Below are 22,813 nucleotides of genomic sequence, written 5' to 3'. Positions count from 1 at the left end.
TCACGAGTAACCCATGTCCGATCCCAAGATCAACCGACTCAATCCCCTGCCGGCCCTGATCTTCAGCTCGCGCTGGCTGCAGTTGCCGCTGTACCTGGGCCTGATCGTCGCCCAGGGCGTGTACGTATTCCAGTTCGTGCGCGAACTGATCCATCTGGTGCACGACGCCGCCACGCTGACCGAGCAGTCGATCATGCTGATCGTGCTCGGCCTGATCGACGTGGTGATGATCTCCAACCTGCTGGTGATGGTGATCGTCGGCGGCTACGAGACCTTCGTCTCGCGCCTGCGCCTGGAGGGCCACCCGGACCAGCCGGAATGGCTGAGCCACGTCAACGCCAGCGTGCTCAAGGTCAAGCTGGCGATGGCGATCATCGGCATCTCCTCGATCCACCTGCTCAAGACCTTCATCGGCGCCGGCGACCTGGGTTTGCCGCTGTGCGGCACGCCGCAGGCTTTCGCGGCCGCCCAGGCCGCGGCCGCGGCGACCGCCAACGGCGTGGCCAACGCCACCGCCAACTGCAGCAAGCTGACCGAGCAGGGCGTGATGTGGCAGGCGCTGATCCACTTCCTGTTCATCATTTCGGCGATCGGCATCGCCTGGACCGACAAGCTCATGAGCAGCGCCGCGCACAGCAAGCCGGCCAAGGCGCACTGAGTCTCGCCGGCGGCGCGCCGCGACCGGCGCGCCGCACCATTCAAGGCGCTGCCGCCGGCGCGCGCATGATCGCCGCGCGCAGGCGCGCCGCGTCGGCGCGCGGCGACAGCCGCAGGCGACCGTCTTCGACCTCCAGGCCGAGCGCCCGATAGCTCTCCGCCTGCGAAGGAAACTCGCGCAGCGCGGCGTGGCGCCGATACAGGCGCGCGAACACGCCGTCGCCGCCGGCGCGGTCCAGCGCGGCGACGAACTGCTGCGCGCTCAGTTCGGCTTGGCCGTCGAGGCAGCAGCGCGCATAGCGCGCCAGCACCCGGTCCAGGCTGCTGCCGTGGTCGCGGCGCAGGATCACGTCGGCATCCAGCCAGTAGGCGGCGCCGGCCCAGTACACGCGCATGGTGCTGCCGCGGTCGCGACCGATCGCGTCCATGCGCGCGCCGGGGCCGACCCGGCGTCCGCGCGCGAAACCGGCTTCGAGCCGGCGCCAGGCCTCGTCGGCGCCGAGCAGGCCGGCGCGGGCGCGCAGCACGTTCTGGTAGTAGCTGGCCAGGCCCTCGGCCAGCCAGCGGCCGTCGTCGCCGAGGAAGGGGTGGAACAGATGGGAGAGTTCGTGCACCGCGGTCCAGTCCGCGCGCAGCTCGTCCAGCCCGGCATCGGCGCGCACGAACAGCAGCACCGCGACCTCGTCGCCGTCGCGCCGGGTCTGGCCCCAGGGCACCGGGCTGCGGTCGCGGCCCGGCGGCACCTCGCGGATGCGCACTTGCGCGCGCTCCAGCGGCAAGTGCCCGAATGCGGTCAGCGCGGCGCGCACGCATTCCTCCAGCCAGGTCTGCAGCAGCGCGGCGCGGACCGGGTCGGCGGCGTTCTCGACCGTGATCCGCAGGCGGCGCGCGCCGTCGCCAAACTCGCGTATGTCCTCGCGCACGTCTCCGTCCGCTGCCGCGGCTTGTGCGCACAGCGTCGCCGCGGCGAGCGCGACGGCCGCGAGACGGCGCAACCAGGGGGAACGGGACCGCATGACCGGCTTGGATCTCCGTGGCGCCGGGAAGGTTCCCGCGGGCATCGCCGTTACAATAGCGGGATGGACGTATCGCATCTGCTCGACGCACTCAATCCGGCCCAGCGCGAAGCCGTTTCGGCGCCGCCCGGCCATTATCTGGTCCTGGCCGGCGCCGGCAGCGGCAAGACCCGGGTGCTGACCCATCGCATCGCCTGGCTCAACGAAGTTTTCGGCGTACCGACCCACGGCATCCTCGCGGTGACCTTCACCAACAAGGCCGCCGGCGAAATGCGCCAGCGCGTCGATGCGCAGTTGCAGCGCGGCGCGCGCGGCATGTGGATCGGCACCTTCCACGGCCTGGCCCATCGCCTGCTGCGCCTGCACTGGCAGGAGGCCAAACTGCCGGAAGGCTTCCAGGTGCTCGACAGCGACGACCAACTGCGCCTGGTCAAGCGCGTGGTGCAGGCGCTGGAATTGGACGAGACCCGGTTCCCGCCGCGCCAGATCGCCTGGTGGATCAACGCCCAGAAGGACGAGGGCCGGCGCCCGCGCAACATCCAGCCCGCCGGCGACGATTGGTCGGACGTGATGCTGCGCTGTTACGAGGCCTACCAAGAGCGCTGCGAGCGCGCCGGCCTGGTCGACTTCGCCGAGCTGCTGCTGCGCGCGCACGAGTTGCTGCGCGACAACCCGGCCCTGCTGAGCCACTACCGCACCCGGTTCCGCGAGATCCTGGTCGACGAGTTCCAGGACACCAACGCGATCCAGTACGCCTTCGTGCGCGTGCTGGCCGGCGAGACCGGCCATGTGTTCGTGGTCGGCGACGACGACCAGGCCATCTACGGCTGGCGCGGCGCCAAGGTCGAGAACGTGCAGCGGTTCCTGCGCGACTTCCCCGGCGCGCAGACCATCCGCCTGGAGCAGAACTACCGCTCCAGCGCCAACATCCTCGACGCCGCCAATGCGGTCATCGCCCACAACCCGGACCGGCTCGGCAAGAAGCTGTGGACCGACACCGGCCACGGCGAGCCGATCGACCTGTACGCGGCCTACAACGAGATGGACGAGGCGCGCTTCGTGGTCGAGCGCCTGCGCCAGTGGGTGCGCGATGGCGGCAGCTACGGCGACGTCGCCGTGCTCTATCGCAGCAATGCGCAGTCGCGCGCCTACGAAGAAGCCTTGCTGTCGGAACAGGTCCCGTACCGGGTCTACGGCGGACAGCGCTTCTTCGAGCGCGCCGAAATCAAGGACACCCTGGCCTATCTGCGCCTGATCGCCAACCGCGACGACGACGCCGCGTTCGAACGCGCGGTCAACACGCCGACCCGCGGCATCGGCGAGCGCACCCTGGACGAGGTGCGCAAGCGCGCCCGCGCCGACGCGGTGTCGCTGTGGGAGGCCGCGCGTCGCGTGTCCGGCGAAAGCGTGCTGGCGGCGCGCGCGCGCAACGCCCTGGCCGGCTTCGCGGCGCTGATCGACGCCTTGCAGGCCGACGTGGCCGAGATCCCGCTGCAGGAGAAGATCGACCACGTGTTGCAGCGTTCGGGCCTGCGCGACCACTACGCCAACGAATCGCGCGGGCAGCTCGATTCGCGCACCGACAACCTCGACGAACTGGTTTCGGTGGCCTCGCGCTTCACCCGCAGCGACGAGGACGACGCGGCGGCGATGCCGGAGCTGATCGCGTTCCTCAGCTACGCCGCACTGGAAGCCGGCGAGGGCCAGGCCCAGGCCGGCGAAGACGGGGTCCAGCTGATGACCCTGCACAGCGCCAAGGGCCTGGAGTTCCCGCTGGTGTTCCTCGGCGGGCTGGAAGAAGGGCTGTTCCCCAGCGGGCGTTCGACCGAGGAGTCCGGACGCCTGGAAGAGGAGCGCCGCCTGGCCTACGTCGGCATCACCCGCGCGCGCGAGAAGCTGGTGCTGAGCTACGCCGAGACCCGGCGCATCCACGGCATGGACATGTTCGGCGTGCCTTCGCGTTTCCTGCGCGAGATTCCCACCGCGCTGCTCAACGAAGTGCGGCCCAAGGTGCAGGTGTCGCGGCCGATGTACAACGCCGCGCCGCGCCGCGACCCGGGCCATGCCGCGATCGAGGCGCCGCCGGTGCGGTTGGGCGCGCAGGTGCGTCATCCCAGCTTCGGCACCGGCACGGTCACCGATTACGAGGGCAGCGGCGCGCATGCGCGGGTGCAGGTCAATTTCGACGACGCCGGCAGCAAGTGGCTGGTGTTGGCGTACGCGAACCTGCAGCCGGCCTGAGCGGGCCGGCCGCAGCGGCTCGATCGGGTAGCATCGAGCGCGCCGAATCGATAGCAACGCCGGCCCGGCCGCGAGCGGCCGCCGGCGCAAGGACGAACCACCCCGCCGCCGCATCCGGCGACGGCGCAGCCAAGGAAAGCGACTCATGGATGCAAGCCAAGCTTCGGACCGGCCTGCTTCGAACCGGCCTGCTTCGGATCGGGGTGTTTCGGATCGGCGTGCTTCGGATCGGCACTGGAACCTGGCGCTGTTCGGCTACGGCCTGATCGGCCTGTCCGCGGTCGTGGCGGCGCACCCGCAAGCCTATCTGTTCGGCAAGATCATGAGCGTGCCGGGCTGGGCCCCGGACTTGCCGTTCGGCATGGGCTTTCACGAACTGGTCGGCTTCGCCTTCCTCGCCCCGATCGCCTGGCTCAGCCGCGGCACCGCGGCGGCGTTGCGCGGGCTGCTGTTCTGTCTGCTGCTGACCCCGTTGCCGGCGTTGCTGCGCTTCGCCGCCGACCCGGGCCAGTGGCACAGCGGGCTGCCGATCAACCTCGCGTTCAATTACTTGTGGATCCAGTTGTCTTGCGTCGCGCCGGCGCTGGCGGTGCTGGTGCCGCGGCTGGCGCTGGCGTTGGGGCGACGGCTGCGTCGCGGCCGGACAGGCGCGAACGGCGAGGGCTGAGCGTCCTCCGCGTTAAGGCGCTTCCGGCAGCTCGAACGAGCGCAGCAGCAGATCGAAGCCGGGCTGGGTCTTGGCGAGGTCCTGTTCGGCGCCCTGGGTGATCAGGAAGGCGCTGCGGCGCGCGCCGGTGACCTTGCGGTACTCGCGCCGGTGCGGCACGTCGATGCCGCCCAGGCGCAGGCTGTAGCGCTCGCGGATCGCGCCCTCGGCGAAGCCGCTGCGCTCGAAGCGGTGGCCGGGCGCTTGCGCGGCCGGCAACTGCCGGTCGGCCTCGGCCGAGAAGCCGCGCGCGAACGTGTCCAGCTCCTGGCCGCGGCCGCTGCCGACGATGGCGACGAACAGCGCCGAGCCCGGGCTCTCCACGGTCAGGTAATGGATCTGGCCGATGCGCCGGTCTTCGCCGACCCGCCAGTTGCCGGGGATCTGCAGGCGCAGGCCGGGCGCGTGGTAGGCCTGCGGATGGTCCAGATCGGCGGCGCGCTCGCCGCAGCCGGCGAGCAGCCAGGCCAACGACAGCGTCAGCCATAGCCACGACCAACGGCCGGTGCGGTCGGCCGCTATCCGCCTGCGCGATTGCCGTCGGAACCCGAGCGCCATCGACGTCGTCCCTGTCGCCACCCCCCGTGGCCCGGCCACCCTAGCAGGCTGCGCGGACGATCTCGCGTGCCGGTCGGGCCGGCGCGGCGGTGCGGTTCAGCGCCGCGGTCCGGCGTTCAGTCCAGGGCGACGCCGAAGTGGAAGGCTTCGATGCGCAGGCGTTCGCGCAGATAGAACGCGTGCGCGTCCTGGCGCTGGGTGCCCGAGTCCAGTTGCAGGCGCGCGCAACCCAGGCGCTTGGCCTCGGCCTTGAGCCAGTCGAGCAGGGCCTTGCCGTAGCCGCGGCTGCGCACGGTCTGGTCGACGATCAGATCGTCGACATAGACGTGCAGGCCGACCGCGAGCATTTCCATCACCCGCCAACAGGCGAACCCGCGCGGCACGCCCTGCTCGTCGTAGACCACGGTGGCGCGGCAGCCTTCGGCGATCTGCCGGTGCATCTGGGCGACGAAGCGCTGCTCGTCGAATTCCGGGCGCAGTTGCGAGACCAGCGGCCAGACCTGGCGCAAGGCGGCGTCGCCGACGATGGTGCGGATATCCATGAGGCGCAGGAACGGTCGGTTAGGAGTCGGGAGACGGCGAACGCAGGGACTTCGACGGGCCGGGCGAGCGGAAGCCGGGGCGGCGCACCAGGCCCGCCGTCGCCGGACCAGGGCTCGCCGACCCGTGCTGCGTCACCAACTGAAAAGCTTGAAATACACCGGCGACACCGTGCCCTCGCCCTTGCTGCTGTCGAGGCGGCCGTCGCCGTTCTCGTCGACCAGGTAATAGACCGGGCCGCGCGCCGGGGTGACCTTGACCGCGCGCAGCTGGCCGGCGACGCGGTATTCCTCCAGCACGTCGCCGTTTTCGACCGTGCGAGTGCGGATTTCGGCGTTGCTGAGGCCGGCGGTGGGGTCGTCCGCGGCGGCGCCGGTGCTGGCGCAGCCGCTCAGGGCCAGGGCGAGCAGGGCGATGGCGGCGAACCGGGGCGGGGCAGGAGCGAACGTTGCGGCCGGCGTCGCGTGGGGGGCGCGCATGGCGGTTCTCCATTCTTGGGCGGTCTTTGCAGGCCGACAGGATACGCCGGATGGGGTGAAGCGCACGCATGACGCGGTGCCGGTTTCGGGCTGCGAGACCGGCAAGCGTAGAATCGAGGGCATGAAACGACTCGTCCTCATCGATGGTTCCAGCTACCTCTACCGCGCCTTCCATGCGTTGCCGCCGCTGAGCAACGACGCGGGCGAGCCCACCGGCGCCCTGTTCGGCGTGGTCAACATGCTGCGCTCGACCTTGAACGAACGGCCCGACTTCGTCGCCTTCGTGGTCGACGCGCCCGGCAAGACCTTCCGCGACGACCTCGACCCGCAGTACAAGGCCAACCGTCCGCCGATGCCGGACGACCTGCGCGCGCAGGTGCTGCCGATGTGCGAGATCGTCGAGGCGCTGGGCATCCCGATCTTGCGCATCGACGGGGTCGAGGCCGACGACGTGATCGGCACCCTGGCCCTGCGCGCCGCCGCCGAAGGCATCGACGTCACCATCTCCACCAGCGACAAGGACTTCGCTCAGTTGGTGCGGCCCGGCGTGGTCCTGGTCAACACCATGAGCGGCAGCCGCATGGATTCGGACGAGGCGGTGTTCGCCAAGTTCGGCGTCCATGCCAATCAGGTCATCGATCTGCTGTCGCTGATGGGCGACAGCGTCGACAACATCCCCGGCGTGGAGAAGTGCGGGCCCAAGACCGCGGCCAAGTGGCTGGGCGAGTACGGCACCCTGGACGGGGTGATCGAGCACGCCGCGCAGATCAAGGGCAAGATCGGCGACAACCTGCGCGCGGCGCTGCCGCGGCTGCCGTTGAACCGGCAGCTGGCGACGATCAAGACCGACGTCGAGCTCGAGCGCGGCCCGCAGGAGCTGGCCCTGCGCGAGCGCCACAACGAATCGCTGCGCACGCTGTATGCGCGCTACGGCTTCAAGCAGGCGCTGCGCGAACTCGAAGGCGGCGCCGCGGCGGCCGCCGACGACCTCGCCGCCGACCGCGCCGGCTTGCGCGCCACGGCCGCCGGCCATGCCCGTTCGAGTGCCGCCGCCGAAGCCCCGGACGCGGCCCTGGCCGCGCCGGGCGAGTACCAGGCGGTGACGAGCCCGGCCCAGCTCGACGCCCTGGTCGCCGAATTGCAGGCGTCCGACGAGTTCGCCTTCGACACCGAAACCGATTCGCTCGACGCGATGCAGGCCAATCTGGTCGGGCTGAGTTTCGCCACCCGCAGCGGCCGGGCGGTGTATGTGCCGGTCGGCCACGATTATCCCGGCGCGCCGGCGCAACTCGATCGCGAGCAGGTGCTGGCGGCGCTGCGGCCGGTGTTCGCCGACCCGAGCAGGCGCAAGCTCGGCCAGCACGGCAAGTACGACCTGCACGTGCTGCGCCGGCACGGCGTCGAGGTCGCCGGCTACGCCGACGACACCATGCTCGAAAGCTTCGTCTACAACGCCACCGCCAGCCGTCACGACATGGACTCGCTGGCCAAGCGCTACCTGGGCTACGACACGATCAAGTACAGCGATGTCGCCGGCAAAGGCGCCAAGCAGATTCCGTTCTCCCAGGTCGCCATCGACGATGCGACCCGGTACGCCGCCGAAGACGCCGACGTGACCCTGCGCCTGCATCGGGTGCTGGGCCCGCGCCTGGCCGCCGAGCCGGCGCTGGAGCGGGTCTACCGCGAGATCGAAATGCCGCTGGTGCCGGTGTTGGCGCGGGTCGAAGCCAACGGCGTGATGATCGACGGCGACGAACTGCGCCGGCAGTCGGCCGACCTGTCGCGGCGCATGCTCGCCGCGCAGCAGAAGGCGACCGAGTTGGCCGGGCGCGCGTTCAACCTGGATTCGCCCAAGCAGCTCGGCGCCCTGCTGTTCGACGAGCTCAAGCTGCCGGCGCTGATCAAGACCCCGTCCGGCGCGCCCTCGACCAACGAAGAGGCGTTGGAAGCCATCGCCGACCAGCACGAACTGCCGCGGGTGATCCTGGAGTACCGCGGCCTGGCCAAGCTGCGCAGCACCTACACCGACAAGCTGTCGGAGATGGTCAATCCGCACACCGGCCGCGTGCACACCAGCTACCACCAGGCCGGCGCCGCCACCGGCCGGCTCGCCTCCAGCGATCCGAACTTGCAGAACATCCCGATCCGCACCGACGACGGCCGCCGCATCCGCCGCGCCTTCGTCGCTCCGGAAGGCCGCCGCCTGGTCGCCTGCGACTATTCGCAGATCGAATTGCGGATCATGGCCCATCTGTCGGAGGACACCGGCCTGGTGCGCGCGTTCGAATCCGGCGCCGACGTGCACCGCGCCACCGCCGCGGAAGTGTTCGGCAAGGCCTCGCTCGAGGAGGTCAGCGGCAACGAGCGCCGCGCCGCCAAGGCGATCAACTTCGGCCTGATGTACGGCATGAGCGCGTTCGGACTGGCGCGCCAGCTCGGCATCGGCCGCGGCGAGGCGCAGGACTACATCGCCCTGTACTTCAGCCGCTATCCGGGGGTGCGCGATTTCATGGAGCGCACCCGCCAGGACGCGCGCGACAAGGGCTATGTCGAAACCGTGTTCGGCCGCCGCCTGTACCTGGACAACATCAAGGCCTCCAACCAGGGCCTGCGCGCCGGCGCCGAGCGCGCCGCGATCAATGCGCCGATGCAGGGCACCGCGGCCGACATCATCAAGCGCGCGATGATCGACATCGACGGCTGGCTAGCCGGACAGGGCGAGCGGGCGAAGATGATCCTGCAGGTCCACGACGAACTGGTGTTCGAAGTCGAGGCCGGCTTCGTCGACACCCTGGTCGCCGAGGCGTCGCGCCGGATGGCGGCCGCGGCCAGTCTGCGGGTACCGCTCGTCGTCGACAGTGGGGTGGGTATTAACTGGGACGAAGCGCATTGATTATCTGGAAGCTATTGATTTTGCTGGAGTGGGCTTAATGAATCACTCCTGAATCCAACAAATTATTAACTCCGATCTTCACGAACTATCCATGTGGGAGATGGTCATATAGGCCGCGACAGATGCAACGTCTGTCGCTGATCTCTCCCTCCCCTGGAGTGATCCCCCGGAGCGTACGACCCCTCCCCAGGTCCCGCTCCACCAGCCCCGCCGGCCCCCCCTGCCCGCGGGGCTTTTTATTTGTGCCATGGAAAGTGCCGCGGGCCGATTTCATTCAGCGAGTTAATGTGCGGCGGTGCCGACATTAATCCAGTCACAGTTAACTATATAAATGTGCCAACTTCGTGGCGAGTCTTTGCTCGAACGCGCCGGCATGCCCGTATCGCCCCCACCGATGCCCCCAGCGCACGGGCCGGCCGGGTCCCCGGCCGGCCCGTGCGCGCGACGGCGCCGACCTCAGAACCGGTAGGTCAGCGACAACGACAGCTCGCGGCCCGGCGAGGGGAAGCCGATGTAGCTCTTGGTCCCGGCCTGATAGCCATAAGTGCCGTGGTCGTAATAGAAGCGGTCGAACAGGTTGTTGACCGCCGCGCCGAGCTTGAGCCGGTCGTCGCCGAGCAGGTTCCAGTTCGCCATCACGTCGACTACCGCATAGCCGGGCTTGTCCGGCGCACCGGCGGCGATGGAGTTGCGCTCGTCCTCGACCAGGCGCGCACGGATCGCGTAGTCGGCCCGGGCCGAGGCCGGCTGCCAGTCGAAGCGCGCGGTCCAGGTGCGGCCGATGCGGGTGCCCAGGCCGAGGTCGGCGTCGTTGAGCGGGCGGCCGTCGAGCTTGTTGTCCGAGTTCCACACGCCCAGGCGCCAGCCCATGCGCTCCCAGCGTTGGCCGATCTCGGCCTCGTAGCCGTCGACCTCGGCCTGGCCGACGTTCTCCCAGTAGCCCCAGGCGCTGGCGCCGTCGTAGACCGCACTGATGTAGTCGTCGATGTGCTGGCGGAAGGCGGTGGCGCGGGCGAAGAAACCGTCGCGCTCCCAGGCGATGCCGATCTCCAGGTTGTCGGCGCGTTCGCCGTCGAGGTCGCCGCGATGGGTGTAGAGCGAGCTGAAGAAGGCCTCGCGGATGGTCACGCCGCGGAAGGCTTCCGAATAGGCCGCGCGCAGGCTCAGCGATTCGACCGGGGTCCAGGTCAGCGACAGGTTGGGGCTGAGCCTGGCCTGATCGTTGCGCGCGCCGGCGCTGATGCCGGATTCGCCCTTGTGCCGGTAGTCGTCCCAGCGCAGGCCGGCCGACAGCTTCCACTGCGGCGACGCCTGCCAATCGCCTTGAGCGTAAGCGCCGAACACCGTGGCGGTCTGCTCGGTGCGGCCCCAGAACGGGCGCGGCGTAGCCTGCTGCAGCGCGTGCAGACGGTCGCTGCGGTAGTCCACGCCGTAGGTCAGCGACAGCGCGTCCCGGGCCGAGGTGTTGCGCAGGTCGAAGCCGGTGCTGGTCTGCTCGCCCCAGCCGTACAGCAGGCCGGTGGTGTTGCGCCGGTTCTGGTAGTCGCTGCGGGTGCGGTAGGCGTTGAAGCGCAGGTTGAGCGCGTCGCCGTCGGGATCGAAGCGGTGCTCGTAAGCGTAGGTGGTGCGGCGCATGCGGTGGTCGGACAGCACGTAGCGGCCGGTGAAGTTGGTCATGTGCGGGCGTTCGTAGTACGTGCCGGTGTCTTCCAACTGCTCGGCCGAGACATCGAACTGGTGCGCGTCGAACAGGCCGCTGAGCTTGGCCTGGGCGCGTTCGTGGCGGTAGGCGGTCGGCTTGACCCGGTCGCCGTGGCCGTCGTCGTAGTCGCCGCCGTCCTGGTAGACGTAGGTGGCGAGCAGGCCGAGCCGGTCGGACAGGCGGCCGTAGCCGGCCAGCACGCCCTTGGCGCTGTTCTCGCCGTTGATTCCGGCCTGGGCTTTGATCAGGACGCCGGCGTCCTGGCCGGGGCGCAGCAGGTCGAAGGCGTCGCGGGTGCGCACCCGCATCGCGCCGGTCAGCGCGCCGGCGCCGGCGGTGGCTGCGCCCGCGCCGGCGTCGAGTTCGATCGACTTGATGAACTCCGGTTCGATCTGCACCCGGGTCTGGTGGTGATAGAGCTCGGCCGGTTCCTGCGCGCCGTCGATGGTGACGTTGAGCAGGGTGTCTTCGAAGCCGCGCACATAGACCTTCTGCGCCACCGGCGAGCCGCCGCCGACCGCCACGCCGGATTCGTTCGACAGCAGGTCGCCGAGATCGGAAGCCTGGGTCAGTTCGATCTCGCCGCGATCGAGGTCGAAATTGCCGGGCTCGCGCTCGGCGACCACAGTGATCGCGTCCAGGGTGCGGGCGCTGTCGCCGCTGTCGGCGGCGTCGGCCGCATGCGCCAGCGGCGCGCAGGCGAGCAGGGCCAGGCCGGACAGCAGGCGGGAGGAAGAGGCGGACATCGGGCGGCGTTCCTTCGGCAGGGGCGCGAACGCGCGCCGCCGGACGGTCGCCGGGCGCCGGTTCTGCGCGGATGTGGGAGAGGCTCCGCGCTGGCTGAAATCACGGGCGGGCGAAGCGTGCGCATTCTGCGATGGCGGCGCAGAAGATGCAAATGCGAATCAAACTCAACAGGTGACGCGGCGCACATTGCGCGACACGGCCGCATGCCGGCGGCTGCACGCGCGCTGCACGCGATCGCGGTCCAGAATCGACGCGTCCTGCCGTCGCGGTGCGGCCGCGGCGGCGTCCAATCGATGCGGAGCCGTGCCGATGTCCGAAGCCTTCGATCTGTCTATGCCCTGGTGGCACTACCCGCTGCGGGCCTGCGTGGTCTATTTCGTGCTGCTGGCGCTGATCCGGCTGTCGGGCAAGCGCACCATGGGCCAGTTCACCTCGTTCGACATGCTGCTGATCGTGCTGCTCGGCAACGCGGTGCAGAACGCCCTGCTCGGCAGCGACACCTCGGTCGGCGGCGGCCTGCTGCTGGCGGCGACGCTGATGGCGCTGAACTGGGCGGTCGGCTACGTCGCCGCGCGCAGCGAGCGCGCCGAGCGCCTGCTGGAAGGCGAGCCGGTGGTGCTGGCGCGCCACGGCCGAGTGCTGCGTCAGGTACTGCGGCGCGAGCTGGTCAGCCGCGCCGACTTCGAAAAAGCGATGCGCGAGAACGACTGCGACGAAGTCGATCAGATCGAGGTGGCGATGCTGGAGACCAACGGGCGCATCACGATCTTGAAGCGGGGAGTCGGCGAGTAGGAGACGACGGGCGACGCGCGGGGCGAGCGCGTTCGCGCGGTGCCTGCGGTCTCAGGCTTTCCATCCGGTGATCTGCGTTCCTTCAGATCCAGTCCCGCGGCACCAGATACTCCGCCAGCCGCGCCTCGTCGCTGCCGGCTTCGGGTTGGAAGCCGTATTCCCAGCGCACCAGCGGCGGCAGGCTCATCAGGATCGATTCGGTGCGGCCGCCGGACTGCAGACCGAACAGGGTGCCGCGGTCGAAGACCAGATTGAATTCGACGTAGCGGCCGCGGCGGTACAACTGGAACTGGCGTTCGCGTTCGCCGTAGGGCGTGTCGCGGCGACGTTCGATCAGCGGCAGGTAGGCGTCGAGGAACCCGTCGCCGACCGCACGCTGGTAGGCGAAGTCGCGTTCGAAGTCCTCGTGCAGATCGTCGAAGAACAGACCGCCGACGCCGCGGGTTTCGTTGCGGTGCTTGAGGAAGAAGTACTCGTCGCACCAGCGTTTGTGCGCCCGGTAGCGCTCGTCGCCGCCGAACGGCTCGCACAGCGCGCGCGCAGTGCGGTGCCAATGGCGCACGTCTTCGTCGAAGGGATAGAACGGGGTCAGGTCGAAACCGCCGCCGAACCACCAGGCCACGGTTTCGCCGTCGCGCATGGCGCGGAAGTGGCGCACGTTGGCGTGGGTGGTCGGCAGGTAGGGGTTGTGCGGATGGAACACCAGCGACACCCCGACCGCGCGCCAGGAGGCGCCGGCCAGTTCCGGCCGCGCCGCGCTGGCCGAGGGCGGCAGCTTGCTGCCTGACACGTCGGAGAAGCCGATCCCGGCTTGCTCGAACACCTTGCCGCCGCGCAGCACGCGGGTGCGCCCGCCGCCGCCTTCGGCGCGCTGCCACGGGTCTTCGACGAAGCGGGCGCCGCCGTCGGCCTGTTCGATGGCGGCGCAGATGCGGTCCTGCAGGCCGGTGAGGTAGTCGCGTACGCGGTCGAAATCGTTCATCCGCGCATTCTAGCGGCGTCGGCCGGCACGGATTTGATTTGGGTCAGACCGCCGCCTGCGGCGGCCTGTCGCAGCGGCGGCCGCGGAGGAGACCGGGACGACGGATAAGCAACCCGCGCCGGGGGGAGCGCCCGGCTCCCCCTCGTTGCTCGCTCCTCCGTCCTGCTGACCGGCTTCGCTTACTTCAGCGTGCGGTTGAACAGCTCATGGATGCGCCGGTACTCGTCGTACCAGGCGTCCGGATGGACGAAGCCGTGGCGCTCCAGCGGATACGGCGCGATCTCCCACTTGTCCTTGCGCAGTTCGATCAGCTTCTGGGTCATCATCACCGAGTCCTTGAAGAACACGTTGTCGTCGATCATGCCGTGGGCGATCAGCAGGTTGTCCTTGAGCCCGGCGGCGTACTCGATCGGCGAGGACTTCTTGTACGCCTCCGGATCGAGCTCGGGGGTGTTGAGGATGTTCGAGGTGTACTCGTGGTTGTACTGCGACCAGTCGGCGACCGGGCGCAGCGCGGCGCCGGCCTTGAACGTGCCGGGACTGCGGAACAGCGCCATGAAGGTCATGAAGCCGCCGTAGGAGCCGCCGTAGATGCCGGCGCGGTCGCGGTCGCCCTGTTTGTGGGCGACCAGCCAGTCCAGGCCGTCCAGGTAGTCCTCCAGTTCCGGATGGCCCATCTGGCGGTAGATCGCGGTGCGCCAGTCGCGGCCGTAGCCTTCCGAGGCGCGGTAGTCCAAGTCGAGCACGATGTAGCCTTCCTGCACCAGCAGGTTGTGGAACATCTGCTCGCGGAAGTAGTTCGGGTAGCGCGCGCTGACGTTCTGCAGGTAGCCGGCGCCGTGCACGAACATCACCACCGGGTACTTCTTGCCCGGTTCGACGGTCTTGGGCCCGTAGTACTTGCCCCAGACCGTGCCGGCGCCGTGCTTGGACGGGATCTGCACGTACTCCGGACGGATCCAGTCGCGCGCCTTGAACGCGTCCTTGCGGGTGTCGGTGAGCTTGGTCAGGCCTTCGCCGTCGCTGCCGACCACCGCCAGCTGCGGCGGCAGATAGCTGTCGGAATAGCGCACCAGCAGCTTGCGGCCGTCCGGCGACAGGGCGAAGTTCTCCACGCCGTCGAGTGCGGTGACCTCGCGCACGGCGCCGCCGTTGCGATCGACCGCGCAGACTTCGTAGTCGCCCGGCCACTTGCGGTTGCACAGGAAGTAGAAGCTCTTGCCGTCGGCGGACAGGCGCGGCTCGGAGACCTCCCACTGGCCCGAGGTCAGCGCGCGCGGCGCGCCGCCGTCGCTGAGGTAGAGGTGCGAATAGCCGCTCTGTTCCGACAGCAGCCACAGCGCGCCGTCCGGGGTCCAGCCGAAATCGTTGAAGTTCCAGCCGATCCAGGCCGGATCGGTGAGCCGGTGGCGGGTCTGCAGCTTGGCCTGGGCCAGGTCGACCGAGGCCAGCCAGCGGTCCTTGTTGTCGATCGCGCGGATCAGCACCGCGGCCTGGCGGCCGTCGTCGCTCCAGCGGATCGACACGCCGCTGCCGTCGCCATCGGTTTCCACCCGCACCGGGCGGTCGCCCTTGAGCGGCTCCTGCTTGGCCGCCTTGCGCAGCGCCGCCAGCGGGTCGACGGCGATGCCCGGCAGCGCGTCGAACTTGAGTTCGCTGGCCTTGGCGTTGGCGACATCGATCAGCCACAGCTTCTGCGCCAGGGGGGCGTTGCGGCCGACGCGGGTGCGGACTTCCTCGAATTCCTCGTAGCCCGATTCGGTCACGTACTTGGGCATCTTGCCGCCCTGGCCGGCGTCGCCTTTCTTGGCCTGGGTCACCACCAGCAGGTAGCGCGCGTCCGGCGACAGCGCGCTGTCGGCGATCTCGACCTCGTCGCCGAGGTAGACCGGCCTGGGCGCGCGGCTGGGGTCGGCGCGGCGCCAGGCCTCGTCCTGCTCGCGCGCGGCCTCGCGCTGGGCGCGGTCGTTGCGCAAGGTGTCGATGGTCGCCAGTTGGAAATCGCGCAGCGCGTCGGCCTTGGGCGCCTTGGCCGGGTCGTTCTCGGCGCGCACCTGCGCGGCCTGGCTCACGCCCTGGCCGGCGCGCCACTGGTACCACTGGTTGTCGACCCGGAACACCAGGTTGCCGTCGCGGCCGAACTGCGGACGCGCCTCGGTGTCGTTGCTGCGGGTGACCTGGGTCAGCGCGCCGCTGCGCAGATCGCGCACGAACACGTCGCCATTGCGGACGAAGGCCATGCGCGTGCGCTGGGCGTCGTAGACCGGCGCCGCGGCGTCGAGTTCGGCGCGCGCCGCGCCGTCGACGCGTTGCGGCGCGCCGCCGGCGACGCCGGCCTGCCAGGTGTCGCGGATGATCGAATCGTCGCGCTTGAGCTGGTACTGCACGCGCTGGCCGTCCCAGGCCCACCAAGCGGCCTCGACCGGTGCGCCGATCCAGTCCGGGTTGGCCATGGTGTCGGCCAGGGTCAGCGGCGCGCTTTGGGCGAACGCGGCGGTGGCGAGCAGGGCGCAGGGCAGCGCGGCGAGCGTGGCGAAGGAGATGCGCATGGAGCGGGCTCTGGGGCGTGGGACAAAAGTGTGCGCAGGGTAGCAGCCGGGTGGGGGCGGGCGGGTCGGCCGTTGGTCACGGGGGAGCGGGGATTCGGGATTGGAGGGCGGGAATCGGGAGAGGGGAATCGGTAGGGGCGAAAGCCGGGGCGACGGGGTTTGCGGAATCGGGGATGGGGGCGGTGAGAGGGTTTGCGCAAAACTCGGGTGAGGGGCGGGCAACGGGGCGGAATCGGCTTGCGCGGGCGTGCTGCGGTTTGTCGCAGGGGCGCCGGCGTTCGGCGCTGCGGCGGTGCGGCCGGTGGCGGCGGTACGGGCCTTGCGGCGACGGTGTTTGCGTTCGTGCGCGGGCTTCGGGCAAGCCGCCACCACGCTGCGCTCACCGGCTTTGCGGTTTATGTGGTTCCGGCAAGCCGTCGTCGCGGTCGCGTGCTGCGACGCAATATGACCCGGCCGGCGCACGCATCGCGCCGTGGAGGCAATCGCGTGGACGCCCTGTTGCTGTCGCGGATCCAGTTCGGCTTCGTGGTTTCGTTCCATATCCTGTTCCCGGCCTTCACCATCGGCCTGGCGAGCTGGCTGGCGTTCGTGGAATGGCGCTGGCTGCGCACCCGCGACACCGGCTGGCGCGATCTGTATTTCTTCTGGACCAAGATCTTCGCCGTGTCGTTCGGCATGGGCGTGGTGTCCGGCATCGTCATGAGTTTCCAGTTCGGCACCAACTGGGCGGTGCTCAGCGAACAGGCCGGCAACATCCTCGGCCCGCTGCTGTCCTATGAGGTGCTGACCGCGTTCTTCCTGGAAGCGACCTTCCTCGGCGTGATGCTGTTCGGCTGGAACCGGGTCGACGAGAAGATGCATTTCCTCGCCACCTGCATGGTCGCGCTGGGCACGCTGATTTCGGCGTTCTGGATCTTGTCGGCGAACAGTTGGATGCAGACTCCCGCCGGCTACAAGATCGTCGACGGCGTGTTCGAACCCGCCGACTGGTGGGCGATCGTGTTCAACCCCTCGTTCCCGTACCGCCTCACGCACATGGTGCTGGCGGCGTTCATCACCACCTGCTTCGTGGTCGGCGGCGTGGCCGCGTCCTATCTGCTGCGCGGCGCGCACGTGGACGCGGCCAAGCGCATGCTCAAGGCGGCCACGGTATTCGCCGCGATCACCGTGCCGGCGCAGGTGCTGGTCGGCGATCTGCACGGGCTGAAGACCCGCGAGTACCAACCGATCAAGGTCGCGGCGATGGAGGCGCACTGGGAATCCAGGCCGGCCGGCGAGGGCGTGCCGCTGATCCTGTTCGCGGTGCCGAACGAAACCGCCGAGCGCAACGATTACGAAATCGCCGTGCCCAAGCTGGGCAGCCTGATCCTGACCCACACCCTGGACGGCGACATCCAGCCGCTGAAGTCGGTGCCGGCCAGCGAGCGGCCGCCGGTGAAGCCGGTGTTCTATGCGTTCCGGGTCATGGTCGGGCTGGGCGTGGCGATGCTGCTGGTGGCGCTGTTCTCGGCCTGGCAGTTGTGGCGCGGCCGACTGTACGGCTCGCGCCTGGCCCTGCACGGCTGGCGCTGGCTGAGCCTGAGCGGCTTCGTCGCCTTGTTGGCCGGCTGGTACGTGGTCGAGATCGGCCGCCAGCCTTACGTGATCTACGGCCTGCTGCGCACCGCCGACGCGGTCAGCCCGACGGTGGAGGCGGCGAGCGTGATGAGCTCGCTGCTCGTGTTCGCGGTGGTCTATCTGGTCGTGTTCGGCGCCGGCATCCGCTACCTGTTCCGCCTGGTGGCCAAGGGGCCGCACCCGCACGAGCCGCCGCCGCGCACCGTGCAGGGCGAGCGCACCGCGGCGCGGCCGCTGTCGGTGCCGGACGAATCCAGCGAGGCCGGCGCCTGAGCGCCGCCGCATAGCGAGACGGAGTGCAACGATGGACTACTGGCTGCCGGTGATCTGGTTCGGCGTGATCGGCTTCGGCGTGTTGATGTACGTGCTGCTGGACGGCTTCGTGCTCGGCCTGGGCATCCTGGCGCCGTTCGCCGAGGACGAGGGCCAGCTCGACCATATGATGAACACCGCCGCGCCGATCTGGGACGGCAACGAGACCTGGCTGGTGCTCGGCGGCGCCGGGCTGCTGGCGGCGTTTCCCAAGGCCTACGCGCTGGTGCTGTCGGCGCTGTACCTGCCGGTGCTGTTGATGCTGATCGCCTTGGTGTTCCGCGGCGTCGCGTTCGAATTCCGGTTCAAGGCGCGCCGCGCCAAGCCGGCCTGGGGCGCGGCGTTCGCGTTGGGTTCGCTGTTCTGCGCTTTCGCCCAGGGCGTGATCCTCGGCGCCCTGGTCGAGGGCATGCCGATGCAGGAAGGCAAGTACGTCGGCGGCGTGTTCGACTGGTTCAGCCCGTTCTCGATGTTGACCGGCGCGGCGGTGGTGTTCGGCTACGCCCTGCTCGGCTCGACCTGGCTGATCCTCAAGACCGAGGGCCGCATGCAGCAGGTCGCGCGCACCCTGGCGCGCCCGCTGGTGCTGGTGGTGGCGGTGTTCATCGGTCTGGTCAGCGCCTGGCTGCCGTTCTTGGACTCGCGGATCATGGCGCGCTGGTTCGAGGGCGGGAATTTCCTCTGGCTGTTCCCCGTGCCCTTGCTGGTGATCGCCAACGCCTGGGCGCTGTGGCGCTCGGTGATGCGCGAGGGCCGCGACGGCCATCCGTTCCTGCACGCGCTGGCGTTCTTCGTGCTCGGCTTCCTCGGCCTGATCCTGGGCCTGTGGCCGGACATCGTGCCCGGCCTGTCGCTGTGGGACGCGGCCTCGCCGCCGTCGTCGCAGGGTTTCGTGCTGGCCGGCCTGGTGGTGCTGCTGCCGGCGATCCTGGGCTACACGTATTGGTCGTACCGGGTGTTCCGCGGCAAGATCGCGGCGGACGCGGGGTATCACTGAGGGGGGGGCGGTTTCGGCGACGGCGGAACGGTTTCGACGCTTGCCTTTCGGCTCGCCTCCGCGGCGGCGGTCCGGAGACCTCGGTGCCATGCCTGGACGAAGTCCACGGCGGCCTGCTCCGGCGACGGGCCGCAGAGCGACTCGGGACGATTCGCGGGGCGACTCACCGAGCGCAGGACGCCGGTCCGCCGTCACCCCGCCGCCGGCTGGCCTACCATCCCGGTCTGCGCCCCGCGCTGAACGCGGAAGTTCGCGCGACACGGACGGGCGGGTATGCTGTATGTCATATCTGCGGCGCAGAAACACCCGTCCCCCGGCCGTACCGCCCGCCCCATGCAAGCCTACGTTTACAAAAGTCTCCGCAAGGCAGACACCTACGTGTTCCTGAGCGCGCGCGACGACTTCGCACGCCTGCCCGATCCGGTGCGCGAGCAACTGGGGTCGCTGCAGTTCGTGCTCGAAGTCGAGCTGAGCGAGCAGCGCAAGCTGGCCCGCGTCGATGCGACGACCGTGCGCGAACACCTGCAGTCGCGCGGTTTCCATATCCAGTTTCCGCCGACCCTGGCCAGCGCGGTCGCGCCCGATGCCTGACGCCCGAACCGCGCATACCGCCTCCCGCGACCTCGGCATCGCTGCCGGCGCCGGCCTGGTGCTGGCCCTGGCCACCGGCTTGGGCGGAACCCTCGGCGGCGCGCTGATCGCCCTGCTCGGCGGCGCGCTGGCCCAGCCGGCATTCGCGATCGCCGCGCGACTGTGGCGCCGGCGCGATGCCGCGCCGCGCTGGAAGCCGGAGCTGCTGGCGCTGTCGGCGCTGTGGGGCGGGGCGACCGTCGCCTCCGCGGCGCTGGTGGCCTGGCCGTTGAGCGCTTTGCTGCAGACCGGTTCGCTGCTCGCCGTGCTCGGCCTGAGCGCGGTCGCCGGGCTGATCTTGCTCGGCCTGTGGCGGCTGTGGCCGCTGTACCAGGAGGTCGAACGCGACGGCGCGCCGCTGGCGCCGACCTGGGCGCGGTTGGCCGATCTCGATCTGGGCGCCTGGCGCGGCCTGGGCGCGGCGGCGATCGTCGCCGGTCTGGTCGGGCTGGTGCTGGTGCTGGCCTGGCCGGGGCTGATCGTCTCCGGTGGCCTGCGCTGGGGCCTGGCCGTCGCGCTCGCGGTGCTGTCGCCGGCGCTGCATTTGTGGCTGCAGCGCATTCCCGCGGCCGAGGCGCTGCCGGGCATCGAATTCGCGCCCGAACTGGACCCCCCCGTCGCCGCCGACGATGCCTTGGCCGACGAGGATCTGGAGCCGGCGCTGTACGCCGCCGCGCGCGGCGGCAAGGTCGAACGCGCGCTGGAACTGATCGAACTCGGCGCCGACGTGCGCGCGCTGCCGGCTGCCGACGACCGCGATCGCCGCAGCCTGCCGGTGCTGGCCGCGGTACTGCCCGACCTGCGCCTGCTGCGCGCACTGATCGCCAAGGGCGTCGACCTCAACGCCGCCATCGCCGGGACTACGCCGCTGTTGGCGGCGACCCGCGACAGCTGGCACGGCCGTCCCGACGCGGTCATGACCCTGCTCGCCAACGGCGCCGACCCGCGCCTGGCCGATCACGAAGGCAACACCCCGCTGCACCACGCCGCACGCAGCTCCGACCCGGGCGTGGCCGCGCTGCTGTTCGACGCCCAGGCCGAACTGGACCCGCTCAACGAGGACGGCCTGACCCCGCTCGGCGTAGCCTGCGCCAGCGGCAACTGGCGCCTGGGCAAGTTCCTGCTCGAACGCGGCGCCAAGACCGAACACCCCGGCGGCACCCCGGCCCTGCTCGCCGCGGCCGGCGCCGACGAGGACGATCCGGCCGGCGTGCAGCTGTTGCTCAAGCACAAGGCGCGCATCGATGCGCGCGATGCGCAGCGCCGCAGCGCGCTGCACGTGGCCGCGTTCGCCGGCCACCTCGATATCGTCACCGCCCTGCTCGCCGCCGGCGCAGACGCCAAGGCGATCGATCTGCAACAGCGCACGCCGTTGCTGGAAGCCGCGCGCGGCGGCCGCCCGGCGGTGCTGGAGCGCCTGCTCGAACACCTGCCGCAGGGCGGCGTGGCCGAAGCCGCGGCGGTCGACGCCGACGGCGCCAGCGCGCTGATCCTGGCCTGCCAGGCCGAGACCGCCTCGGCGCCGCTGGTGGTGCGCCTGCTCGATCTCGGCCTGGACCCGGAACTGCGCGACCGCCAGGGCAAGCGCGCGGTCGACCGCGCGGCCGAGGCCGGTCGCTGGTCGCTGGTCGCGGCGTTGGACCGCGCCTATCCGCTGCCGGCCGCGGTCAGCGGCGAGGGCGACGCGGACGCCGGCGAGGGCGAACGGGTGATCGTCGACCGCATGCCGGCGGCGTTGCTGCGCGACGGCCTGCGCGAGGGCCACGAGGCCGACCTGACCGGTCTGGCCAAGCTGTTGAGCCCGGTCGAGCTGGGCGCGCAATTGTTCGAAGACGAAGGCGCGGTGCCCACCGCGCAGCGGATCGAGTGGCTGCTGGCGCAGGGCGCCGACCCGGCGGTGCGCGACGAGCGCGGCGATACCGTGCTGTTCGCTTTGCTCAGCCGCGGCACCGAGGCCTTGCCGGCGTTGCAGGCGCTGCTGCGCCACGGCGTCTCGCCGGCCGGCCGCGGCGGCCTGGGCCGCTTCCTCGCCACCTGCTCGGCGGGCGAACAGGCCACGCGCGGGTTGGAGCAGTTCGCCCTCGACCTGCTCGAGCGCGGCGCCGACGCGTTTGCGCCGACGCCGGCCGGGGACCCGCCGCTGGCGATCGCGGTGCGGCTGGGCTGGAACCGCCTGCTCGAACGCCTGCTCGCCGCCGGCGTCGACCTCAACACCCGCGACAGCCACGGCATGAGCGCGCTGCACCTGGCGGCGGCGCTCGGCCGCGAGGCCATGCTCAAGCGCCTGGTGGCGCAGGGCGCGGCCCCCGACCTGCTTGCCGCCGACGGCCAGACCCCGCTCGGGGTGGCCCTGGCCTCGGGCCGACGCGACCTGGCCGACTGGCTGGACTGGCGCGGCTGGCCGCTGCCGCGGCGTGCGCTGCACGAGGCCGACGTACCGGCCGCGGCGATCGTCGGCGACGCCGACGCGGTGCGCCGTCTGCTCGATCTCGGCCTGCCGGTGGACGCGCCCGACAGCCAGGGCTGCACCGCCCTGCTGCGCGCCGCCGGCGGCGGCCACCGAGCAGTGGTCGACCTGCTGCTGGCGCGCGGCGCCGATCCACAGCGCGCCGCCCATTCCGGCGCGACCCCGCTGTCGGCGGCGGTCAGCATGCGCCACGGCGAGATCGTCGACCGCCTGGTCGCGGCCGGCGCCTCGCTGGAGCAGCGCCTGCCGGGCGACCTGACCGTGCTGATGGTGGCCTGCGCCCTGGGCCTGACCGATCTGGCCGCGCGTCTGCTCGCCGCCGGCGCCGACGTGCATGCGCGCGACGCCCAGGGCCGCATGGCCCTGCATTGCGCGGCGATGTACGGCTTCACCGCGCGCGAGCGCAGCCGCCTGGTGGCCTTGTTCGACACCTTGCTGTTGGCCGGCGTCGACGCCGACCAGTCCGCGGCCGGCGCCACGCCGCTGCTGTTGCTGCTCGGCGCGCGCGCCGAGCCGGGCACCGCCGCCGACGAGGACGTGCTGATCGCCGGTCTGGAATTGCTGCTGGATCACGACGCTTCGCTCGACGTGCAGGACCCGCGCGGTTTCGGCCCGCTGCACCTGGCGGCGCTGCACGGTCTGTTGCGCGTAGTGCAGCGCCTGCTGCGCCACGGCGCCAACCCGGACCTGCGCGACGCGCTCAACCGCACGCCGCGCGAGATCGCGGTGATGCGCGGCTTCGTCGACATCGCCGCCGAGTTCGCCCCGCCCGCGCCGAGCAACGGCAGTAGCCGCGACATGTCGATGGCCCGGTTCCTGCGCGGCCCGGGGCACTAACTGCAGCCCCGTAAAGCGGCGTGAGCTCTTGTGTAGGAGCGGCGTAAGCCGCGACAGCCGAAGCGGTGGAATACCACGTATTCAGCCGAGG

At 70.5% G+C, this 22,813-nt stretch carries 16 protein-coding genes; 9 read left to right on the top strand and 7 right to left on the bottom strand.

The window, feature by feature from the left end:
* The first annotated feature begins 13 nt into the window (after positions 1-13).
* Positions 14-658: a TIGR00645 family protein gene (locus tag TX83_RS03640; protein WP_064746568.1), complete on the top strand. Its 645-nt coding sequence runs from the start codon at positions 14-16 to the stop codon at positions 656-658.
* A 40-nt stretch (positions 659-698) separates the two neighbouring features.
* Here TX83_RS03640 and TX83_RS03635 read toward each other — a convergent pair whose 3' ends face one another.
* Positions 699-1,673, bottom strand: a complete 975-nt coding sequence (locus TX83_RS03635) for a hypothetical protein (protein WP_141233342.1) — start codon at positions 1,671-1,673, stop codon at positions 699-701.
* 63 nt (positions 1,674-1,736) lie between these two features.
* On the opposite strand from TX83_RS03635, the gene uvrD reads away from it, so the two are divergent.
* Both uvrD and TX83_RS03625 read left to right on the top strand, forming a co-directional pair.
* Complete coding sequence (gene uvrD / locus TX83_RS03630; RefSeq protein ID WP_064746566.1) at positions 1,737-3,914, top strand: DNA helicase II; 2,178 nt, start codon at positions 1,737-1,739, stop codon at positions 3,912-3,914.
* 145 nt (positions 3,915-4,059) lie between these two features.
* The gene (locus tag TX83_RS03625) at positions 4,060-4,581 is read left to right on the top strand and encodes a hypothetical protein (RefSeq protein ID WP_064746565.1); all 522 of its coding nucleotides are present in this window, start codon (positions 4,060-4,062) and stop codon (positions 4,579-4,581) included.
* A 12-nt stretch (positions 4,582-4,593) separates the two neighbouring features.
* Here TX83_RS03625 and TX83_RS03620 read toward each other — a convergent pair whose 3' ends face one another.
* The 3 genes from TX83_RS03620 to TX83_RS03610 all read right to left on the bottom strand — a co-directional run bounded on the left by TX83_RS03620 (position 4,594) and on the right by TX83_RS03610 (position 6,197).
* A complete protein-coding gene (locus TX83_RS03620) occupies positions 4,594-5,178 on the bottom strand; it encodes a hypothetical protein (RefSeq protein ID WP_141233341.1) in 585 nt (194 codons plus the stop codon).
* 116 nt (positions 5,179-5,294) lie between these two features.
* A complete protein-coding gene (locus TX83_RS03615; RefSeq protein WP_064746563.1) occupies positions 5,295-5,720 on the bottom strand; it encodes a GNAT family N-acetyltransferase in 426 nt (141 codons plus the stop codon).
* A gap of 132 nt (positions 5,721-5,852) precedes the next feature.
* Positions 5,853-6,197: a DUF2782 domain-containing protein gene (locus tag TX83_RS03610; RefSeq protein ID WP_064746562.1), complete on the bottom strand. Its 345-nt coding sequence runs from the start codon at positions 6,195-6,197 to the stop codon at positions 5,853-5,855.
* A gap of 121 nt (positions 6,198-6,318) precedes the next feature.
* Here TX83_RS03610 and polA point away from each other — a divergent pair, with 121 nt between their 5' ends.
* Positions 6,319-9,090, top strand: coding sequence for a DNA polymerase I (gene polA, locus TX83_RS03605; RefSeq protein ID WP_064746561.1), 2,772 nt, complete (start codon positions 6,319-6,321; stop codon positions 9,088-9,090).
* A 456-nt stretch (positions 9,091-9,546) separates the two neighbouring features.
* Here polA and TX83_RS03600 read toward each other — a convergent pair whose 3' ends face one another.
* The gene (locus TX83_RS03600) at positions 9,547-11,538 is read right to left on the bottom strand and encodes a TonB-dependent receptor domain-containing protein (protein WP_064746560.1); all 1,992 of its coding nucleotides are present in this window, start codon (positions 11,536-11,538) and stop codon (positions 9,547-9,549) included.
* Positions 11,539-11,848: 310 nt separating this feature from the next.
* Between TX83_RS03600 and TX83_RS03595 the strand changes: the two genes are divergently transcribed.
* A complete protein-coding gene (locus TX83_RS03595) occupies positions 11,849-12,331 on the top strand; it encodes a DUF421 domain-containing protein (protein ID WP_064746559.1) in 483 nt (160 codons plus the stop codon).
* An 82-nt stretch (positions 12,332-12,413) separates the two neighbouring features.
* On the opposite strand, the gene hemF is transcribed toward TX83_RS03595, so the two are convergent.
* Positions 12,414-13,313 (bottom strand): oxygen-dependent coproporphyrinogen oxidase, encoded by a 900-nt coding sequence (gene hemF / locus TX83_RS03590; RefSeq protein WP_064746558.1) that lies wholly within the window; start codon positions 13,311-13,313, stop codon positions 12,414-12,416.
* 179 nt (positions 13,314-13,492) lie between these two features.
* On the bottom strand, positions 13,493-15,862 hold the full coding sequence (locus tag TX83_RS03585) for a S9 family peptidase (RefSeq protein WP_064746557.1): 2,370 nt from the start codon (positions 15,860-15,862) through the stop codon (positions 13,493-13,495).
* Positions 15,863-16,348: 486 nt separating this feature from the next.
* On the opposite strand from TX83_RS03585, the gene TX83_RS03580 reads away from it, so the two are divergent.
* The 4 genes from TX83_RS03580 to TX83_RS03565 all read left to right on the top strand — a co-directional run bounded on the left by TX83_RS03580 (position 16,349) and on the right by TX83_RS03565 (position 22,722).
* Complete coding sequence (locus TX83_RS03580) at positions 16,349-17,752, top strand: cytochrome ubiquinol oxidase subunit I (protein ID WP_064746556.1); 1,404 nt, start codon at positions 16,349-16,351, stop codon at positions 17,750-17,752.
* Between the two features lie 31 nt (positions 17,753-17,783).
* Positions 17,784-18,788 carry a cytochrome d ubiquinol oxidase subunit II gene (gene cydB / locus TX83_RS03575; RefSeq protein ID WP_064746555.1) on the top strand — a complete coding sequence of 335 codons (1,005 nt, stop codon included), beginning with the start codon at positions 17,784-17,786 and terminating at the stop codon, positions 18,786-18,788.
* Positions 18,789-19,121: 333 nt separating this feature from the next.
* Entirely contained in the window at positions 19,122-19,379 is a 258-nt protein-coding gene (locus TX83_RS03570) for a YcgL domain-containing protein (protein WP_064746554.1), read from the top strand.
* Positions 19,372-22,722 (top strand): ankyrin repeat domain-containing protein, encoded by a 3,351-nt coding sequence (locus tag TX83_RS03565; RefSeq protein WP_064746553.1) that lies wholly within the window; start codon positions 19,372-19,374, stop codon positions 22,720-22,722. Before TX83_RS03570 ends, TX83_RS03565 begins: the two co-directional genes overlap by 8 nt.
* The last annotated feature ends 91 nt before the right edge of the window (positions 22,723-22,813 follow it).

The organism is Lysobacter antibioticus HS124, assembly GCF_000336385.2.
Classification (GTDB): Bacteria; Pseudomonadota; Gammaproteobacteria; order Xanthomonadales; family Xanthomonadaceae; genus Lysobacter; species Lysobacter firmicutimachus.
The sequence above is the reverse complement of the archived record's forward strand: the minus strand, read 5'-3'. Positions and strand labels throughout refer to the sequence as shown.

Coding starts and splice junctions, on each gene's coding strand:
- TX83_RS03640 (WP_064746568.1), top strand. CDS start 14: ATGTCCGATCCCAAGATCAACCGACTCAATCCCCTGCCGGCCCTGATC.
- TX83_RS03635 (WP_141233342.1), bottom strand. CDS start 1,673: ATGCGGTCCCGTTCCCCCTGGTTGCGCCGTCTCGCGGCCGTCGCGCTC.
- uvrD (WP_064746566.1), top strand. CDS start 1,737: ATGGACGTATCGCATCTGCTCGACGCACTCAATCCGGCCCAGCGCGAA.
- TX83_RS03625 (WP_064746565.1), top strand. CDS start 4,060: ATGGATGCAAGCCAAGCTTCGGACCGGCCTGCTTCGAACCGGCCTGCT.
- TX83_RS03620 (WP_141233341.1), bottom strand. CDS start 5,178: ATGGCGCTCGGGTTCCGACGGCAATCGCGCAGGCGGATAGCGGCCGAC.
- TX83_RS03615 (WP_064746563.1), bottom strand. CDS start 5,720: ATGGATATCCGCACCATCGTCGGCGACGCCGCCTTGCGCCAGGTCTGG.
- TX83_RS03610 (WP_064746562.1), bottom strand. CDS start 6,197: ATGCGCGCCCCCCACGCGACGCCGGCCGCAACGTTCGCTCCTGCCCCG.
- polA (WP_064746561.1), top strand. CDS start 6,319: ATGAAACGACTCGTCCTCATCGATGGTTCCAGCTACCTCTACCGCGCC.
- TX83_RS03600 (WP_064746560.1), bottom strand. CDS start 11,538: ATGTCCGCCTCTTCCTCCCGCCTGCTGTCCGGCCTGGCCCTGCTCGCC.
- TX83_RS03595 (WP_064746559.1), top strand. CDS start 11,849: ATGTCCGAAGCCTTCGATCTGTCTATGCCCTGGTGGCACTACCCGCTG.
- hemF (WP_064746558.1), bottom strand. CDS start 13,313: ATGAACGATTTCGACCGCGTACGCGACTACCTCACCGGCCTGCAGGAC.
- TX83_RS03585 (WP_064746557.1), bottom strand. CDS start 15,862: ATGCGCATCTCCTTCGCCACGCTCGCCGCGCTGCCCTGCGCCCTGCTC.
- cydB (WP_064746555.1), top strand. CDS start 17,784: ATGGACTACTGGCTGCCGGTGATCTGGTTCGGCGTGATCGGCTTCGGC.
- TX83_RS03570 (WP_064746554.1), top strand. CDS start 19,122: ATGCAAGCCTACGTTTACAAAAGTCTCCGCAAGGCAGACACCTACGTG.
- TX83_RS03565 (WP_064746553.1), top strand. CDS start 19,372: ATGCCTGACGCCCGAACCGCGCATACCGCCTCCCGCGACCTCGGCATC.